This is a genomic window from Chromobacterium sp. LK11 (assembly GCF_001043705.1).
GTDB lineage: Bacteria > Pseudomonadota > Gammaproteobacteria > Burkholderiales > Chromobacteriaceae > Chromobacterium > Chromobacterium alkanivorans.
Genome location: NZ_LDUR01000002.1, coordinates 96,465 through 113,795 on the forward strand (window position 1 = coordinate 96,465; position 17,331 = coordinate 113,795).

Consider the following 17,331-nt stretch of genomic DNA (forward strand, 5'->3'; position numbering starts at 1 on the left):
CCGCCTTGGAGGTGAGATACATGTCCCACAGCGTCATTTCCGTTCCTTCCGCGGCCCCGCTGCGCGAACTGCTGGCCCGCCGCCGACCCGGCTTCAGCCTGGAGGCGCCGTTCTACCATTCGCCGCAGGTGTTCGAAGCCGACCTCGAATACATCTTCCGCCGTCACTGGATTTACGTCGGCGTCAGCGCGGAAATACCGGAGCCGGGCGACTACCTGACCGTGGAACTGGGCCGCGACCCCATCCTGATCCTGCGCGACGACGACATGGCCGTCCGGGCCTTTCACAATGTCTGCCGCCACCGCGGCTCGCGGCTGTGCGCCGAGCGCCAGGGCTCGGTGGGCAATCTGGTCTGCCCCTATCATCAATGGACTTACGATCTGTCCGGCCGGCTGATCTTCGCCGACCACATGGCGGACGGTTTCGACCCCTCGCATCACAGCCTCAAGCCGGTGGCGCTGAAAAACCTGGAAGGGCTGCTGTTCATCTGTCTGGCCGAACAGCCGCCGGAGGACATCGACGAGATGATGGGCCGGATGGCGCCTTATCTCGCGCCGCACCGCATCGACGACTGCAAGGTGGCGGCCCAGGTGGACATCGTCGAGGCCGGCAACTGGAAGCTGACCATGGAGAACAACCGCGAGTGCTATCACTGCACCAGCAACCATCCGGAGCTGACCGTCTCGCTGTACGCCTATAGCTACGGCTTCGCGCCCAGAGCGGAACAGGCGGCCGGGCTGGCCGATTACCAGCGCGTCGTCGCCGATAGCCACGCGCGCTGGGAGGCCGGCGGGCTGCCGTCGGCCGAAATCGACCGCCTGTCCGAGACGTCCGGCTATCGCGCCATGCGCATGCCGCTGGACCGCAAGGGCCAGTCCCAGACCGTGGACACCGGCGCGGCTTGCCGCAAGCTGCTGGGCGAGCTGCGCGACCCGGCGTCCGGCGGCCTGTCGTTCTGGACCCAGCCCAACTCCTGGCACCATTTCATGGCCGACCACATCGTTACTTTCGCCGCCTTGCCGCTGTCGGCGGAAAGCACGCTGGTGCGCACCAGCTGGCTGGTGCACAAGGACGCGGTCGAGGGCGTGGACTACGAGGTGGACAACCTCACCCGAGTGTGGCGGGCCACCAATCTGCAGGACCGCCGGCTGGTGGAGGAGTCGCAGCGCGGCGTCAACGGTTCCGCTTATCGCCCCGGGCCTTACTCGCCGTACACCGAAGCGCTGGTGGAAAAATTCACCGACTGGTATGTGCAGCGGCTGGGCCATGGCCTGGAGCGAGGATAACGTGAGCACGGACCATGTGCAGCCGGCCGGCCAGCCGGATTATCGGCCAATGCCCGCCGACCCGCCGCTGTGGCGGGCCGGCGAAGACAGCGCGCTCGTCTGCGTGCAGACGCGGGAAGAAACCCATGACGTGAAAACCTTCGTGTTCCGCGCCGAGCCGCCGCGTCGTTTCCACTACCAGCCCGGCCAGTTCCTCACGCTGGAGCTGGACATCGCCGGCGTCGCGGTCAACCGCTGCTATACGCTGTCGTCCACGCCCACCCGGCCGGACCGGGTGTCCATCACCGTCAAGCGCATTCCCGGCGGCGTCGTCTCCGGCTGGCTGCACGAGCATTTGCGGCCGGGGATGACGCTGCGGGCGCTGGGGCCTGCCGGCGAATTCAGCTATGCGCGCCACGCCGGCGCGCCGTATCTTTTTTTGTCCGCCGGCAGCGGCATCACCCCGCTGATGTCGATGAGCCGGGCGTTGACCGATCTGGCCGCCGACGCCGACATCCTGTTCGTGCACAGCGCCCGCTCGCCGCGCGACATCGTGTTCCGCAAGGAGCTGAGCCTGCTGGCCAGCGCCCACCCCGGCTTCCGCCAGGCGGTGATTTGCGAGCACAGGACGGGCGAGCCGGACTGGGCCGGCCTGATCGGCCGGCTGGATCGGGCGCTGATCGAACGCCTGGCGCCGGACCTGCACGCGCGCCAGGTGTTCTGCTGCGGCCCCGCGCCCTATATGGCCGCGGTGCGCGAGCTGTTGCGCCAGTGCGGTTTCGATATGGCCCGCTATCACGAGGAAAGCTTCAGCTTCGCCGAACTCGGCGCCGCGCAGCCGGACCAGCCGGCGCGGACGCCGCCGGTCGGCGCCGAGGGCGGCGGCTTCAAGGTTCGTTTCGCCAAAATGGGGGACGAGTTGGCGGTGGCGCCGGGGCAGACGGTGTTGGCGGCGGCGCTGGCCCAGGGCATGCGGCTGCCGTCCTCCTGCACCCGCGGTGTGTGCGGCAGCTGCAAGACTCGCCTGCTGGAGGGGCGGGTGGACATGCGGCATCAGGGCGGCATCCGGCCGCGCGAAGTGGAGCAGGGCTATTTCCTGCCTTGCTGCAGCTTGCCGTTGAGCGATTTGGTGATCGACCGCTAGGCCCTGAGAACCTGTTTACGATCTGCTGCGCGTCGTGGAGCCTGGCGCGGAGAGTCAGGCTTCGAAACGCTATCTGCCACGACTACGTTTCGCCTCCTCCGCGGTTTTCATCTGACTCCGCTCCCGCTCGCGAGACTTTGGCGAGGCGTAGAGAACGCGTTCGCCGCCGCTCCGCTTCCACGCCTGCCCGCTCCGGCCGCGGCAGGCGTTTGCTTTTTGCGCAGCGGGCGGCGGATTGCGGTTTTTTTACGACACTGTCGGCCGCCGCAAGGACCGCGGCGGCGATGAAAGCGGGCGATGAGGCCCGCAGCGGCTGGTTTTGCGGGCGGATGTCGGATTCAGACGGCTTGTTGTCGGAATACCGTTATTTGGCGCAGCCCTTACTTCCTATCGTGAACCTTGATTTACATTAAACATTCGTCGCTTTATCCACCGTCGCCGCGTCAGCGGCCGCGCCGAAGGAGACAGGGATGCAGTCGGGCAAGATCGAGGTCAGGAATCTCTACAAGGTATTCGGCGGCAAGACGGCGGAAGTGATGCGCCTGCTGCGGGCCGGGGAACGCAAGGACGAAGTGTTCCGGCGCACCGGGGCGGTGGTGGGCGTCAACGACGTGTCCTTTTCGGTGCAGGCCGGCGAAATCTTCGTGCTGATGGGCTTGTCCGGCTCCGGTAAGTCCACGCTGATCCGCCTGATCAACCGTCTGCTGGAACCGAGCGCCGGCCAAATCCTGCTGGACGGCCAGGATCTGACCCGGCTGACGCCCAGGCAGCTGGTGGCGCTGCGCCGCCGCGACATGAGCATGGTGTTCCAGAGCTTTGCGCTGATGCCGCACCGGACGGTGTTGGACAACGCCGCCTTCGGCCTGGAAATCGCCGGCGTCGCGCGCAAGGCGCGCGAGGCGCGGGCGCTGGAAGTGCTGGAGCAAGTGGGGCTGGCGCCGTTTGCCGGCAAACACCCGTACGAACTCTCCGGCGGCATGCAGCAGCGCGTGGGCCTGGTGCGCGCGCTGGCGGTCAACCCCTCGCTGATGCTGATGGACGAGGCGTTCTCGGCGCTGGATCCGCTCAAGCGCGCCGAGATGCAGGACCTGCTGCTGCAATTGCAGCGCGAGCAGCGCCGCACCATCGTCTTCGTTTCCCATGATCTGGAAGAGGCGCTGCGCATAGGCAGCCGCATCGCCATCATGGAGGGCGGCCGGCTGGTGCAAGTGGGCAGCCCGCGCGAAATCATCGAACGTCCGGCCGACGATTACGTGCGCGACTTCTTCAAGAGCGTGGACACCTCGCGCTATCTGCAGGCCAAGGACCTGATCGAAGCCGCGTCGCCGTCGCGCGTCGACGGCGCGCCGCACGTGGCGCCGTCCTGTAGCCTGTCCGACGTGTTGCAGCGGCTATTGGGCCAGACCGAGCCCTTGCTGGTGCGCGACGACGACGGCCGCTGTCTGGGGGTGATCACGCCCAGCAGCGTGCTCAACAAGCTGTCCCAGCACCGCCTGAGCGCGGCCGCCCATCACTGAACCCAAGGGGCGCCGCGGCCACGGAGGCGGAACGGCCTTCGCGGTTCCGGGCGCGTCCGGCGAGACGAGGAACACGCCGCATGGCCGAGATCAGTCCCCAGACTCCGCTGCCGATAGGCAGCTGGGTCAACCAGATCATCCACTTTCTGCTGGAAAACAACGCCGGCGCCTTCGACGCCATCGGCGGCGGCATCGACTGGTTCGCCACCCAGGTGGAGGCGCTGTTGCTGGGCGTGCCGCCGCTGGCGCTGGCCGGCCTGTTCGCCGGCGTCGGCCTGTGGCGGCTGGGCTGGAAGTTCGCCGTCTTCGTCTGCGCCGCGCTGGGCCTGATCTGGGCCACCGGCTTCTGGAGCCAGACCGTCTCCACGCTGGCGCTGACCTTGTCCGCCACCTGCGTCAGCCTGCTGCTGGGGGTGCCGGTGGGCATCTGCTGCGCGCGCCGGCGGCTGGTCAACGCCTTGGTGCGTCCGGCGCTGGACTTCATGCAGACCATGCCGGCTTTCGTTTATCTGATTCCCGCGGCAATGTTCTTCGGACTGGGGCGGGTGCCGGGCATTCTGGCCACCGTGGTGTTCGCGGTGCCGCCGGCGGTGCGGCTGACCAGCCTGGGCATCCGCCAAGTGAACAAGGAACAGGTGGAGGCCGGCAACGCGTTTGGCTGCACCTCCTGGCAGCTGCTGTTCAAGGTGCAGCTGCCCATCGCGCTGCCGTCCATCATGGCGGGCGTCAACCAGACCATCATGATGGCGCTGTCCATGGTGATCATCGCGTCCATGGTGGGCGCCGGCGGCCTGGGCAACGATGTCTTGGCCAGCATCCAGCGGCTGGACGTGGGCCTGGGCTTCGAGAGCGGGCTGGCGGTGGTGCTGCTGGCCATCATCCTGGACCGGATCACCGAAAGCTTCGGCCGCGCGCCGGCGGCGGGCGCCGAGGCCGACGGCTGAGAGCCTGTTCGCCAGTTCGCGAGCGGAGAGAGATAAGAACCGCCGAGAAAGCGGCTTCGATCAAGTGGCACATGAGCAGTTCCGAAGGCGTACTCACCGTATCAGGCTCCACCGCGCGCGGCAGGCCGCGAGCAGCTTGGGAGCCGGCAACACTCCTTGCAACGCACACCCTGGAGGTCGTGATGGGACCGCAACAGATCGCCTCGTTGTCGCATATCGCCTTTTTGCTGCTCGATCAATTCTCCATGATCGCGTTCTCCAACGCGGTGGAGCCGCTGCGCATGGCCAACTACCTGTCGCGCAAGAAATTGTACCGCTGGAGCCTGCTGTCGGCGGACGGCGAGCCGGTCAGCGCCAGCAACGGCCTGAGCCTGTCGCCGGTGGCGGTGCCGGGCAGTCCGCAGCAGTACGACATGCTCATCGTCTGCGGCGGTTGCCAGGTGCGCGACGCGGCCACCGACAAGGTGCAGTCGCTGATCCGCCGCTTCGCCGCCCAGGGCGTGCCCTTGGGCGCCATCTGCACCGGCACCTTCGCGCTGGCCCGGGCCGGGGTGCTGAACGGCTACCGATGCGCCATCCACTGGGAAAACCTGCTGTCCATCAGCGAGGAGTTTCCCCGCACCCAGTTCACCTCGGACCTGTTCGTGCTGGACCGGGACCGCTTCACCTGTAGCGGCGGCACCGCGCCGCTGGACTTCATGTGCCATCTGATCCGCCACAAGGGCGGCAAGAGCCTGGCGGCCGATGTCTCGGTGCAATTCATCGTGGACCGGCTGCGCGACGACGGCGACCGCCAGCACATCCCGCTGCTGGCGCGCATCGGCACCGGACACGAGGCCTTGCTGGACGCCGCGCTGTCGATGGAGAGCAATATCGAGAACCCGCGCTCGCTGGAACATCTGGCGGCGGAGCTGGGGGTGTCGCTGCGCCATCTGGAGCGGCTGTTCAAGCGCTATCTGAGCACCACGCCGGCGCAGTACTACCTGGATCTCCGCCTGCGCCGGGCGCGGGAACTGCTGTTGCAAACCAATATGAGCGTGATGGAGGTCACCGTGGCCTGCGGCTTCCTGTCCTCCTCGCATTTTTCCAAGTCCTATCGCGGGCTGTTCGGCTACCCGCCCAGCCGCGAGCGACAGCAATATCTGGTGGCGGCGGGCGCGATCGCCTAAGAGTCTGTTCATAATCTGCTGCGCTGCGGCGATACGGCGTTGAAAACCCCTTCGAAATGCTCATGTACCACGTGTACATTCCGCTTTCTCAGCCGTTTTCGCCTTGTCTCGCTCTTGCTCGCAAGATTTTGAACAGGCTCTAAGGCCTTGTCGACGGTCGGCCGCATCGCGGCGCGGCAGCGGCCGCCGCGCGGATTTTCGCCATCTTCGCTGCCGGGGAGTGAATGCATGAACAGAATCAAAGCCATGTTCGCGGCGCTGTTGCTGGCCGCCTGCGGCGGCGCGCTGGCCCAGGAGCCGGCCGCATGCCGCAATGTGCGTTTCGTCGACGTGGGCTGGACCGACATCGCCGTCACCACCGGGCTGGCCAGCGTGGTGCTGGAGGCCTTGGGCTATCGCCCGGTCACCACCATCGCCTCGGTGCCCATCGCGTTTTCCGGCCTCAAGAGCAAGCAGATCGACGTCTTCCTGGGGTATTGGAACCCGTCGATGACGCCGCTGATCGAGCCCTTCCTCAAGGCGGGCCAGGTCAAGGTGCTGGCCGAGCCCAATCTGACCGGGGCCAAGTACACGCTGGCGGTGCCGGACTACGTCGCCGCCGCCGGCCTGCGCGATTTCAAGGACATCGCCCGCTTCAAGGCGCAGCTGGACGGCAAGATCTACGGCATCGAAGCCGGCAACGACGGCAATCGGCTGATAGACGGCATGATCCGCGCGCGGCAGTACGGGCTGGGCGGCTTCAGGCTGGTGGAATCCAGCGAGGCCGGCATGCTGGCCGAACTGGAACGCGCGGTGCGTCAGAAAAAGTGGATGGTGTTCCTGGCTTGGGAGCCGCATCCGATGAACGTCAGGCACAAGCTGCGCTATCTGTCCGGCGGCGACGCGGTGTTCGGACCCAATTTCGGCGCGGCGAAGGTGTTTACCGCGGTGCCGCCGGATTACGAGGCGCGCTGTCCCAATGTCGGCCGGCTGCTGCGCAATCTGCGCTTCAGCACCGATATGGAGAACCGGGTGATGGGGCCGATCATGGACAAGATCAGGCCGGAGACCGCGGCGCGGGATTACCTGAAAAAGAATCCGGCCGCGCTGGCCGGCTGGCTGGCAGGGGTCAACACTTTCGATGGCCGGCCGGGGCTGAGCGTCGTCGGCCAGGCGCTGGCGCGCTGAGAACCTGTTTACGCGAGGCTGTGCGTTGGCGATACGGCGTTGCGAACGGCTGCGGCTTTGCTCATTTGCCGCTTGTAAACGCCGCCTGCTCAGCGGCTCTCGCCTGGTCTCGCCCTTGCTCGCGAGACTTTGAAGCGGTTCCGAGCCGGCATGGCGCGATTGATCGCAAAGAGGTCGCTTTGACTCAAGGCCGGCGGCGGGTTTTTTCCTAGCATCGGGAACAGATGCCGCTGGAGCCCGGCAGTGACGACGGGCGGCGGCCGGAACGCCGGCCGTGCCGGCGCGGCAGCGAGGAGACAGTGATGACAGGCAATCGCGGAGTGGTGTACCTGGCGCCGGGCCAGGTGGAGGTGCGGCCGATTCCCTTTCCGGAACTGGCGTCCCCGGCCGGGCGCAAGCTCGGCCACGGCGTCATTCTCAAGGTGCTGAGCACCAATATCTGCGGCTCGGACCAGCATATGGTGCGCGGCCGCACCACGGCGCCGGCCGGCCTGGTGCTGGGGCATGAAATCACCGGCGAGGTGATCGAGGCCGGCGGCGACGTGGAAACGCTGCGCATCGGCGATCTGGTGTCGGTGCCGTTCAACGTGGCCTGCGGCCGCTGCCGCTGCTGCAAGGAGCAGCACACCGGGGTGTGCCTGTCGGTGAACCCGGCGCGGGCCGGCGGCGCTTACGGCTATGTCGACATGGGTGGCTGGGTGGGCGGCCAGGCGGAATACGTGATGGTGCCCTACGCCGACTTCAACCTGCTGAAGTTTCCGGACCGGGACCAGGCGCTGGCCAAGATCCGAGACCTGACCTGCCTGTCCGACATCCTGCCCACCGGCTATCACGGCGCGGTGTCGGCCGGCGTCGGGCCGGGCAGCACCGTCTACGTGGCCGGCGCTGGCCCGGTGGGCTTGGCGGCGGCGGCTTCCGCGCGCCTGCTGGGCGCGGCGGTGGTCATCGTCGGCGACGTCAACCCGGCGCGGCTGGCCCACGCCCGCGCCGTCGGTTTTGAAACCGCGGATCTGTCGCTGGACGCGTCGCTGGGCGAGCAGATCGCCGCCATCCTGGGCGCGCCGGAAGTGGATTGCGCGATCGACGCCGTCGGTTTCGAGGCGCGCGGCCACGGCCACGCCGGTTCGCGGCAGGAGGCTCCGGCCACCGTGCTCAACGCCTTGATGGAAGTGACGCGCGAGGCCGGCCGCATCGGCATTCCCGGGCTCTACGTCACCGACGACCCCGGCGCCGCGGACGAGGCGGCCAAGCAGGGCAGCCTGTCGGTGCGCTTTGGCCTGGGCTGGGCCAAGTCGCACAGCTTCTTCACCGGCCAGACTCCGGTGATGAAATACAACCGCGCGCTGATGCAGGCGATTTTGTGGGACCGCATCCCCATCGCCGAAGTGGTGGGCGTGGAGATCATCAGCCTGGATAACGCGCCCAGGGGCTACGCCGAGTTCGACGGCGGCGCGCCGAAGAAATTCGTCATCGATCCGCATGGGCAGTTGCGTTAGCCTGCTTTGTTGGCTGGGGATGGGCGGCCTGGTCCTGGACGCGAATGCCTGGGACCTGTCCGCAACCAGCCCGTTGCCCGGCGGCATCGCGCCCGGGCAGCGCATTGTGGCGCCCAGGGCGAGCCTGGGTCCCGGGCTGCCGGCAACGCCCTTGACGAGCGACGTCACTCCGCCGGAGGACGAAGCCGCGCTGGTCTACGGGGCCTACCGAAGCCGCCTCTTGAATCCCGAGGCGATTCGGGCGCATGCTGAATCCCGGCTCAGCGACCTCAGCGCCAGCGAGTTGAGCGCTTACCGCCTCGAGGGCATCGTGCCGCAGGGACCGAAGCGGCGCGGGCCCTGGAGCAGCTTCGACTGGGTGTTCACCCGGCCCGACGGCGTGTTGCTGGTGTTGAGCGAATGGGATTTCGTCGCCGACGGCGGCGGCGTGCTGGCGCTGCGGGAAGACATGAACATGTGCGTGCGAGGCCATCCTGCCCGCTTTCAGCTCCGGAGCACGCCCTCAGGCAAGCGGGTGTCCGAACTGAGCTGGGCCAGCCGGCAAAAGCTTTACAGCCTCAAAGTATGGGACGAGGTCGGCCCCGATGCGCGGCAAACCTATAATTCGGCTTGGCTGCTGCGTCTGGCCGAGCAGATCAGGTAAGCGAAGCAGGGGGCCTGTTTGCACTCACTGGGAATCGCCATGCCCTTGACTACAGAACAACAGTCGCGCATCGCCGCGCTGGTATCGGATCACCAAGCGCAGCCGGGCGGTTTGCTGCCCTTGCTGCACGCCGTGCAGGACGAGTTGGGCCATGTGCCGGACGCGGCGACGCCGGACATCGCCCGCGCCTTCCGCCTGAGCCAGGCGGAGGTGCGCGGCGTGCTCAGCTTCTACCATGATTTCCGCGGCGAGCCGCCGGCGCGCCACGAGCTGCGGCTATGCCGGGCGGAGGCCTGTCAGAGCATGGGCTCGGAGGCGCTGGCGCAAAGGCTGCGCGCGCGCACCGGCCTGGACGACGCCGGCCGCAGCGCCGACGGCGGCCTGGAACTGCGGCCGGTGTACTGTCTGGGCGCCTGCGCCTGCGCGCCGGCCTTGTTGCTGGACGGCGAATTGCACGCGCGCGTCGACGCCGCCGCGTTGGACGCCTTGCTGGCCGGCTGTCTGGAGGAGGGCGGCGCATGCTGAGCTTCCATCTGCCCTGTGATTCCGCGGCGCGGGCGGTGGGCGCGGACCTGAGCGCGCAGGCGCTGGCCGACGCCGCGGCGCGACGCGGCCTGGAAGTGGAGATCCGGCGCAATAGTTCGCGCGGCCTGTACTGGCTGGAACCCTTGCTGGAACTGGACACGCCGCAAGGCCGCGTCGGCTTCGGCCCGCTGACGGCGGAACAGGCGGACAGCGTGCTGGGCGCCGTGCTGCACGCGGACGGCAAGCACCCGCTGGCGCTGGGCCTGCTGGAGAGCTTGCCCTATCTGGCCGGCCAGCAGCGTTTGCTGTTCGCGCGAGCCGGGCTGACCCGGCCGCTGTCGCTGGACGATTATCTGGACCACGGCGGCTATCGCGGCCTGTCCCACGCGCTGGAGCTGGGCGAAGAGGGCGCGCTGGACTGCGTGCTGGAGTCCGGCCTGCGCGGCCGCGGCGGCGCGGCCTTTCCCGCCGGCCTCAAATGGCGCACCGTCCGCGAGGCGGCGGCGGACCGCAAATACGTGGTATGCAACGCCGACGAAGGCGATTCCGGCAGTTTCGCCGACCGCATGCTGATGGAGGGCGACCCCTTCCTGCTGATCGAGGGCATTACCATCGCGGCGCTGGCGGTGGGCGCGAGCCGCGGCTACATCTATGTTCGCTCCGAATACGCGGCGGCGGCGGCGACGCTGGAACAGGCGCTGGCGATCGCCCGCCAGCGCGGCTACCTGGGCCCCGATCTGCAGGGCAGCGGCCGCGAGCTGGAGCTGGAAGTCCGCCTGGGCGCGGGCGCGTATATCTGCGGCGAAGAAACGTCCATGCTGGAGTCGCTGGAGGGCCGGCGCGGCGAAGTCAGGGCCAAGCCGCCGCTGCCCGCGGTCAGCGGCCTGTTCGGCCGTCCCACCCTGGTGCACAACGTGCTGACGCTGGCCTCGGTGCCGACCATCCTGGCCCGCGGCGCGCCGTTTTATCGAGACTTTGGCGTCGGCCGCTCGCGCGGCACCATGGCGTTTCAGCTGGCCGGCAATGTGCGGCGCGGCGGCCTGGTGGAGCGCGGCTTCGGCCTGAGCCTGCGCGAGTTGATCGAGGACTACGGCGGCGGCTGCGCCAGCGGCCGGCCGGTCAAGGCGGCGCAGGTGGGCGGGCCCTTGGGCGCCTGGCTGAGGCCGGAACAGTTCGACACCGCGCTGGACTACGAGGCCTTCGCCGCCGTCGGCGCCATGCTGGGCCACGGCGGGGTGGTGGTGTGCGACGACAGCGTCGACATGGCGCGCATGGCGCGTTTCGCCATGCGGTTTTGCGCTGAGGAGTCCTGCGGCAAATGCACGCCCTGTCGCATCGGCTCCACCCGCGGCGTCGAGGTGATAGACCGGCTGCTGGCGGCCGGCGACGCGGCGGAGCGAGGGCGGCAGTGGTCCTTGCTGCGCGATTTGTGCGAGACCATGCGGCACGGTTCGCTGTGCGCGCTGGGCGGCTTGACCCCCTTGCCGGTGCTGAGCGCGGCGCGGGGCTTTCCCGCGGATTTCGGCCTGGACCCGGCCATCGTCGAGGAGGAGGCGCCATGAGTTGCCAGTTTGACCCCACGCTTGTTCCGACGGAGGACCTGGGCACGCCGGCGCGAGAGGGCGCGCCGGTGAGCCTGAGCATAGACGGCGTCGACATCACCGTGCCGGCCGGCACCTCGGTGCTGCGCGCCGCCGCGCTGCAGGGCGCGCGCCTGCCCAGGCTGTGCGCCACCGACAGCCTGGAGCCGTTCGGCTCCTGTCGCATGTGCCTGGTGGAGATAGAAGGCCAGCGCGGCTATCCGGCCGCCTGCACCACGCCGGTGAGCGCGGGCATGACGGTGCGTACCCAGAGCGAGGCGCTGGCCAGGCTGCGGCGCGGGGTGATGGAGCTGTACGTGTCCGATCACCCCTTGGATTGCCTGGGCTGCGCCGCCAACGGCGCTTGCGAACTGCAGACCGTGGCCGGCCAGGTGGGGCTGCGCGAAGTGCGTTACGGCCTGGCCGGCGCCAACCACCTGGCCGAGGCCAAGGACGAGTCCAACCCTTATTTCGATTACGATCCGGCCAAGTGCATCGTCTGCAACCGCTGCGTGCGCGCCTGCGAGGAAACCCAGGGCACTTTCGCTTTGAGCATCGTCGGACGCGGCTTCGATGCCCGCGTCCGCGCCGCCGGCGGCGAGGATTTCCTCGGCTCGGAGTGCGTGTCCTGCGGCGCCTGCGTGCAAGCCTGTCCCACCGCCACGCTGGTGGAGAAAAGCGTGGTCGAACTGGGGCAGCCCGAGCGCAGCGTGGCGACCACCTGCGCCTATTGCGGCGTGGGCTGCGGCTTCCGCGCCGAACTCAAGGGCGAGCGGGTGGTGAGGATGACGCCGGACCGGGACGGCCGCGCCAATCACGGCCATTCCTGCGTCAAGGGCCGCTTCGCCTGGGGCTACGCCACCCACCCGGACCGCATCGTCAAACCCATGCTGCGCGCCGGCATCCACGAACCCTGGCGGGAAGTGAGCTGGGAGCAGGCGCTGGAGCATGTGGCCAGCGAGTTCCGCCGCCTGCAATCGCGCTACGGTCGCGAGGCCATCGGCGGCATCAGCTCCAGCCGCTGCACCAACGAGGAAACCTATCTGGTGCAGAAGCTGGTGCGCGCCGCCTTCGGCAACAACAATATCGACACCTGCGCCCGCGTCTGCCATTCGCCCACCGGCTACGGCCTCAAGCAGACGCTGGGCGAATCCGCCGGCACCCAGGATTTCGATTCGGCGCTGAGCGCGGACGTGATCCTGGTGATAGGCGCCAATCCCAGCGACGCCCACCCGGTGTTCGGCTCGCTGTTGCGGCGGCGGCTGCGCGAGGGCGCGCGGCTGATCGTCGTCGACCCGCGCCGCATCGATCTGGCCGATTCGCCGCACGCGGCGCCGGCGCTGCACCTGGCGCTGTGGCCCGGCAGCAATGTGGCGGTGCTCAACGCGCTGGCCCACGTAGTGGTGAGCGAGGGGCTGCTGGATCAGGACTTCATCGACCGGCGCTGCGAGGCCGAGGCCTTCCGGCGTTGGCGCGATTTCGCCGCCGAGCCGGACAACGCGCCGGAGCGCGTCGCCGAAGTCTGCGGCGTGCCGGCGGCGCTGATCCGCGAGGCGGCGCGGCTGTACGCCGGCGGCGGCAACGCCGCCATCTACTACGGCCTGGGCGTCACCGAGCACAGCCAGGGCAGCACCGCGGTGATGGCCATCGCCAACCTGGCCATGGCCACCGGCAACCTCGGCCGCGCCGGCGTCGGCGTCAACCCGCTGCGCGGCCAGAACAATGTGCAAGGCTCCTGCGACATGGGCTCCTTCCCGCACGAGCTGCCCGGCTACCGCCATGTGTCCGACGACGGCGTGCGCGCGCGCTTCGAGGAGGACTGGGGCGTCTCGCTGCAGCCGGAGCCGGGGCTGCGGATTCCCAATATGCTGGACGCGGCGCTGGACGGCGGTTTCAAGGGCCTGTACTGCCAGGGCGAGGATATCGCGCAGAGCGATCCCAACACCCAGCACGTGGCCGCCGCGCTGACGGCGATGGAGTGCGTGGTGGTGCAGGATCTGTTCCTGAACGAAACCGCCAAGTACGCCCACGTCTTCCTGCCGGGCAGCTCCTTCCTGGAAAAGGACGGCACCTTCACCAATGCCGAGCGGCGCATCTCGCGGGTGCGTCGGGCAATGCGCCCCTTGGCTGGCAAGGCGGACTGGGAGGTGACCGCGGCGCTGGCGGCGGCGCTGGGCTATCCGATGGCTTATGCGCACCCGTCCGAGATCATGGACGAGATCGCGCGGCTGACGCCCAGCTTCGCCGGAGTCAGCTACGACAAGCTGGACCGGCTGGGCAGCCTGCAATGGCCGTGCAACGAGGCGGCGCCCGAGGGCACGCCGGTGATGCACGTCGACAGTTTTTCCCGCGGGCTGGGGCGCTTCGTGCTCACCCGCTACGTGGCCACGACGGAGCGGGCCGGCAAGCGTTTTCCCTTGCTGCTGACCACCGGGCGGATTCTCAGCCAGTACAATGTCGGCGCGCAGACGCGACGCACCGATAACCGGGTCTGGCACGCCGAGGACAGGTTGGAAATCCATCCGACCGACGCCGAGGACCGCGGCATCGTCGACGGCGACTGGGTGGCGGTGCGCAGCCGCGCCGGCGACACCGCCTTGCGCGCCAAGGTGACGGAGCGGGTGGCGCCGGGCGTGGTGTACACCACTTTTCACCATCCGGAGTCCGGCGCCAATGTGGTGACCACCGACAACTCGGATTGGGCCACCAACTGTCCGGAGTACAAGGTCACCGCGGTGGAAGTGAACAAGACCGCGCGGCCGTCGGAGTGGCAGCGCCGCTTCCATGGTTTCGGCGACGAGCAGCAAAAGCTGCTGGCCGCCGCCAGGCGGGCGGGGAGCGAGGCGGAATGAGGCCGCAGCCGCTGGTGAAGATGGCCAACGAAATCGCGCGCTTCTTCGAGGACGCGCAGGGCGACGACGCTGCGGCCGAAGTCGCCCAGCATCTGCGGCGCTTCTGGACGCCGGCGATGCGGGAAGGCCTGCTGGCGCACTGGCGCGCCGCCGGCGGGGACAGCGGTTTGACGCCGCTGGCGGCGCGGGCCCTGGCGTGTCTGGAGGACGTGCCCGGCAAGGCGGCGCGATAAGTCGCGGTTCACGAGGCTTGGCGCCGCCTGCCGGCTGGGTGGGTGGCGGACAAAGAAAAGCAAGCGGCGCAGGCCGCGGATTGCCGTGGCGTCAGCGCCATCGGCGCGGGGACGGACCGTAACCGGCGGCCGCCGGTTGCGGGCATTCGCAATCGGGACCCGCGTGGCCCCGACCGTGCAGGAGCAAGCGTCATGGCGACCACCCTGATCAAGATCGATCTCGATCAATCCCCGTACGACAATCCGCAGATTCACAACCGCTGGCATCCGGACATTCCGATGGCGTGCTGGGTGCGGCCCGGCGACGATTTCGTGCTGGAGTGCTACGACTGGACCGGAGGCTATGTGCGCAACGACGATTGCGCCGACGACATCCGCGACCTGGACCTGAGCACCGTGCATTTCCTGTCCGGCCCGGTGGGCGTGTCCGGCGCGCAGCCCGGCGACCTGCTGGTGGTGGATTTGCTGGACATCGGCGCCTTGCCGGAACGGCAATGGGGCTTCAACGGCATTTTTTCGCGCAGCAACGGCGGCGGTTTCCTCAGCGAGCACTTTCAGCACGCGCAAAAGACGGTATGGGATTTCCAGGGGCTTTACGCCCGCAGCCGCCACATTCCCGGCGTGCGTTTCGCCGGATTGATCCATCCCGGGCTGATCGGCTGCCTGCCTAGCCGGCCGCTGCTGCGGGAATGGAACCGGCGCGAGGCCGAGCTGCTGCGCGACAATCCGCGCGCGGTGGCCCACCTGCCTTTCGCCTCCAGCGCCCATCTGGGGCAATTGGCCGGCGCGGCGGCGCGGGAGGCGGCGGAAGAAGCCGCGCGCACGGTGCCGCCGCGCGAGCATGGCGGCAACTGCGACATCAAGGATCTGTCGCGCGGCGCCCGCGTGTTCCTGCCGGTCTACGTCGACGGCGCCGGCCTGTCGGTGGGCGATCTGCATTTCAGCCAGGGCGACGGGGAAATCACCTTTTGCGGCGCCATCGAGATGGCCGGCTGGGCTCATCTGAAGGTGGACCTGATCAAGGGCGGCGTGGCGGCCTACGGTATCCGCAACCCGGTGTTCCAGCCCAGCCCGTTGACGCCGCGGCAAGGCGACTACCTGATTTTCGAGGGGGTGTCGGTGGACGAGCATGGCGGCCAGCATTATCTGGACGTGCAAGTGGCCTATCGCCAGGCCTGTCTGAACGCCATCGAGTATCTGGGCAAGTTCGGCTATTCGCGCGCCCAGGCCTACAGCATTCTCGGCTGCGCGCCGGTGCAGGGGCATATCAGCGGGGTGGTGGACGTGCCCAATGCCTGCGCCACCTTGTGGTTGCCGACGGACATCTTCGATTTCGACATCCGGCCGCAGGCCGGCGGGCCGCAACGGCGGCCGTTGGACGGCGTGCCGTTGCCGCTGTCTTATGACCGGAACTGAGGATGCCGCGATGCCAAGCTATGAATACCGTTGTCCGGTTTGCGGTCCTTTCGTGCTGCTGCGCGCGGTGGCGGCACGCGCCGAGCCGGCGGTTTGTCCCGGCTGCGGCCAGTCCAGCCTGGAGCGTCTGCTGTCGGCGCCTGCGCTGAGCTTGCCGGGCGCGGCCAGCCGGGCCGCGGCGCGCAATGAGCGGGCCTGTCATCATCCTGGCTGCGCGGCGTCCGCCGGGGAGCGCCCGTCCGGAGGGGCGGCCGCCGGGAGACGGCCGTGGATGCTGGGCTGAGCATCGGTTCAAACGCTTTAGCTCGCGAGACTTTGAACAGGCTCTAAGAGCAGTTAACCACGTCCCGATGCAGCGTTGCGTCGGCGCTTGGACAGAGCCTAAGGCGCGACCTGATAAACCGGGTGGTCCGGCGGAATCAGCTCGTTGGCGAGGAAGTCGATGAAGGCGCGCACCGCCGGCAGCAGGCCGCGGCGGGTGGGGAAGGCGGCGTGCAGAATGCCCCAGGGGATGTCGTAGTCCGGCAGCAGCCGCACCAACTGGCCGGCCTGCAGCGCCTCGTGACAGACCAGTTCCGGCAGCGCGGCCACGCCCAGGCCGGCGATGGCGGCGTCGCGCAGCACGATCAGGTCGTCGGTCATCAGCCGCGGGCTGTCTATCTGCACGGTGTAGGCGTGGCCGGCCTGGTCCAGCAAGGCCCATTGGCCGCGGCCGTCGGGGCGGCTCATGGTCAGCGCCGGCCAGCCGGCCATGTCGGCCGGATGCCTGGGAGCCGGGCGCTCGGCCAGCAAGGCCGGGCTGGCCACCAGCGAGGTCTGGGCGGTGGCCAGCCGGCGCACCACCAGATTGGCGCTGTCTTCTATCACGTTGCGCACGCGAATGGCGACGTCCACGCCTTCTTCTATCAAGTCCACCCGTCGGTTGCTGGAGTCCAGCTGCACCCGCAGCAGCGGGTGGCGGGCCATGAAGCGGGGCAGCGCCGGGGCCAGCAGGGTCTTGGACAGCAGTTCCGGGCAGCTGACCTTGATCAGGCCGCGCGGCTCGGCGCTGCTGCGAGCGATGGCTTCGTCGGCGGCCTCGGCCTCTTCCAGCATCGCCTGGCAGTGCTGGTAATACTGTTGGCCGATCTCGGTCAGCGACAGGCGGCGGGTGGTTCTTTGCAGCAGCCGCACGCCCAGCCGCTGCTCCAGCTCCGCCACGCGGCGGGACAGCCGGGATTTGGGGATGCCCAGCACGCGGCCGGCGGCCATGAAGCCGCCGTGTTCAACCACTTTGGCGAAGTAGAGCAGATCGTTCAGGTCCTGCATGATTGTCTCGTTGATGGAACAATGTTTCCGATTTTTGCAGTCTAGTGCGGATTGGTTCGGAAAACTATCATG

At 68.4% G+C, this 17,331-nt stretch carries 16 protein-coding genes; 14 read left to right on the top strand and 2 right to left on the bottom strand.

The window, feature by feature from the left end; all coding sequences use genetic code 11:
* Positions 1–20: 20 nt before the first annotated feature.
* From VK98_RS01255 to VK98_RS01275, 5 genes are all read left to right on the top strand, one after another.
* Entirely contained in the window at positions 21–1,286 is a 1,266-nt protein-coding gene (locus VK98_RS01255) for an aromatic ring-hydroxylating dioxygenase subunit alpha (protein ID WP_048412297.1), read from the top strand.
* Position 1,287: 1 nt separating this feature from the next.
* On the top strand, positions 1,288–2,409 hold the full coding sequence (locus VK98_RS01260) for a hybrid-cluster NAD(P)-dependent oxidoreductase (protein WP_231589185.1): 1,122 nt from the start codon (positions 1,288–1,290) through the stop codon (positions 2,407–2,409).
* Positions 2,410–2,879: 470 nt separating this feature from the next.
* Positions 2,880–3,926, top strand: coding sequence for a glycine betaine/L-proline ABC transporter ATP-binding protein (locus tag VK98_RS01265; RefSeq protein ID WP_048412298.1), 1,047 nt, complete (start codon positions 2,880–2,882; stop codon positions 3,924–3,926).
* Positions 3,927–4,006: 80 nt separating this feature from the next.
* The gene (locus VK98_RS01270) at positions 4,007–4,870 is read left to right on the top strand and encodes a proline/glycine betaine ABC transporter permease (RefSeq protein ID WP_048412299.1); all 864 of its coding nucleotides are present in this window, start codon (positions 4,007–4,009) and stop codon (positions 4,868–4,870) included.
* A 182-nt stretch (positions 4,871–5,052) separates the two neighbouring features.
* Positions 5,053–6,039, top strand: a complete 987-nt coding sequence (locus VK98_RS01275; protein WP_048412300.1) for a GlxA family transcriptional regulator — start codon at positions 5,053–5,055, stop codon at positions 6,037–6,039.
* 8 nt (positions 6,040–6,047) lie between these two features.
* Here VK98_RS01275 and VK98_RS23565 read toward each other — a convergent pair whose 3' ends face one another.
* Positions 6,048–6,287 (bottom strand): hypothetical protein, encoded by a 240-nt coding sequence (locus VK98_RS23565; RefSeq protein ID WP_156187722.1) that lies wholly within the window; start codon positions 6,285–6,287, stop codon positions 6,048–6,050.
* On the opposite strand from VK98_RS23565, the gene VK98_RS01280 reads away from it, so the two are divergent.
* The 9 genes from VK98_RS01280 (at position 6,268) to VK98_RS01320 (ending at position 16,234) form a co-directional block, all read left to right on the top strand.
* Positions 6,268–7,206, top strand: a complete 939-nt coding sequence (locus VK98_RS01280) for a choline ABC transporter substrate-binding protein (protein WP_048412301.1) — start codon at positions 6,268–6,270, stop codon at positions 7,204–7,206. The genes VK98_RS23565 and VK98_RS01280 overlap by 20 nt on opposite strands.
* Positions 7,207–7,508: 302 nt before the next feature.
* Positions 7,509–8,702, top strand: a complete 1,194-nt coding sequence (gene fdhA / locus VK98_RS01285) for a formaldehyde dehydrogenase, glutathione-independent (protein WP_048412302.1) — start codon at positions 7,509–7,511, stop codon at positions 8,700–8,702.
* A 19-nt stretch (positions 8,703–8,721) separates the two neighbouring features.
* Positions 8,722–9,345 carry a hypothetical protein gene (locus VK98_RS01290; protein WP_048412303.1) on the top strand — a complete coding sequence of 208 codons (624 nt, stop codon included), beginning with the start codon at positions 8,722–8,724 and terminating at the stop codon, positions 9,343–9,345.
* A gap of 39 nt (positions 9,346–9,384) precedes the next feature.
* A complete protein-coding gene (locus VK98_RS01295) occupies positions 9,385–9,870 on the top strand; it encodes a formate dehydrogenase subunit gamma (RefSeq protein ID WP_048412304.1) in 486 nt (161 codons plus the stop codon).
* Positions 9,864–11,432 (top strand): NADH-quinone oxidoreductase subunit NuoF, encoded by a 1,569-nt coding sequence (locus tag VK98_RS01300; protein ID WP_048412305.1) that lies wholly within the window; start codon positions 9,864–9,866, stop codon positions 11,430–11,432. Before VK98_RS01295 ends, VK98_RS01300 begins: the two co-directional genes overlap by 7 nt.
* Positions 11,429–14,302 (top strand): formate dehydrogenase subunit alpha, encoded by a 2,874-nt coding sequence (fdhF, locus tag VK98_RS01305; protein ID WP_048412306.1) that lies wholly within the window; start codon positions 11,429–11,431, stop codon positions 14,300–14,302. Before VK98_RS01300 ends, fdhF begins: the two co-directional genes overlap by 4 nt.
* Positions 14,299–14,535 (top strand): formate dehydrogenase subunit delta, encoded by a 237-nt coding sequence (locus tag VK98_RS01310; RefSeq protein WP_048412307.1) that lies wholly within the window; start codon positions 14,299–14,301, stop codon positions 14,533–14,535. The genes fdhF and VK98_RS01310 overlap by 4 nt, the downstream gene beginning before the upstream one ends.
* 192 nt (positions 14,536–14,727) lie before the next feature.
* Entirely contained in the window at positions 14,728–15,951 is a 1,224-nt protein-coding gene (gene fmdA, locus VK98_RS01315; protein WP_048412308.1) for a formamidase, read from the top strand.
* A gap of 10 nt (positions 15,952–15,961) precedes the next feature.
* On the top strand, positions 15,962–16,234 hold the full coding sequence (locus VK98_RS01320) for a zinc ribbon domain-containing protein (RefSeq protein ID WP_048412309.1): 273 nt from the start codon (positions 15,962–15,964) through the stop codon (positions 16,232–16,234).
* A 98-nt stretch (positions 16,235–16,332) separates the two neighbouring features.
* Here VK98_RS01320 and VK98_RS01325 read toward each other — a convergent pair whose 3' ends face one another.
* Entirely contained in the window at positions 16,333–17,259 is a 927-nt protein-coding gene (locus VK98_RS01325; RefSeq protein WP_048412310.1) for a LysR substrate-binding domain-containing protein, read from the bottom strand.
* Positions 17,260–17,331: the final 72 nt, after the last annotated feature.

Excerpts from the sequence above, each read along its gene's own strand:
- VK98_RS01255 (WP_048412297.1), top strand. The coding sequence starts at position 21 with ATGTCCCACAGCGTCATTTCCGTTCCTTCCGCGGCCCCGCTGCGCGAA.
- VK98_RS01265 (WP_048412298.1), top strand. The coding sequence starts at position 2,880 with ATGCAGTCGGGCAAGATCGAGGTCAGGAATCTCTACAAGGTATTCGGC.
- VK98_RS01270 (WP_048412299.1), top strand. The coding sequence starts at position 4,007 with ATGGCCGAGATCAGTCCCCAGACTCCGCTGCCGATAGGCAGCTGGGTC.
- VK98_RS01275 (WP_048412300.1), top strand. The coding sequence starts at position 5,053 with ATGGGACCGCAACAGATCGCCTCGTTGTCGCATATCGCCTTTTTGCTG.
- VK98_RS01280 (WP_048412301.1), top strand. The coding sequence starts at position 6,268 with ATGAACAGAATCAAAGCCATGTTCGCGGCGCTGTTGCTGGCCGCCTGC.
- VK98_RS23565 (WP_156187722.1), bottom strand. The coding sequence starts at position 6,287 with ATGGCTTTGATTCTGTTCATGCATTCACTCCCCGGCAGCGAAGATGGC.
- fdhA (WP_048412302.1), top strand. The coding sequence starts at position 7,509 with ATGACAGGCAATCGCGGAGTGGTGTACCTGGCGCCGGGCCAGGTGGAG.
- VK98_RS01290 (WP_048412303.1), top strand. The coding sequence starts at position 8,722 with ATGGGCGGCCTGGTCCTGGACGCGAATGCCTGGGACCTGTCCGCAACC.
- VK98_RS01295 (WP_048412304.1), top strand. The coding sequence starts at position 9,385 with ATGCCCTTGACTACAGAACAACAGTCGCGCATCGCCGCGCTGGTATCG.
- VK98_RS01300 (WP_048412305.1), top strand. The coding sequence starts at position 9,864 with ATGCTGAGCTTCCATCTGCCCTGTGATTCCGCGGCGCGGGCGGTGGGC.
- fdhF (WP_048412306.1), top strand. The coding sequence starts at position 11,429 with ATGAGTTGCCAGTTTGACCCCACGCTTGTTCCGACGGAGGACCTGGGC.
- VK98_RS01310 (WP_048412307.1), top strand. The coding sequence starts at position 14,299 with ATGAGGCCGCAGCCGCTGGTGAAGATGGCCAACGAAATCGCGCGCTTC.
- fmdA (WP_048412308.1), top strand. The coding sequence starts at position 14,728 with ATGGCGACCACCCTGATCAAGATCGATCTCGATCAATCCCCGTACGAC.
- VK98_RS01320 (WP_048412309.1), top strand. The coding sequence starts at position 15,962 with ATGCCAAGCTATGAATACCGTTGTCCGGTTTGCGGTCCTTTCGTGCTG.
- VK98_RS01325 (WP_048412310.1), bottom strand. The coding sequence starts at position 17,259 with ATGCAGGACCTGAACGATCTGCTCTACTTCGCCAAAGTGGTTGAACAC.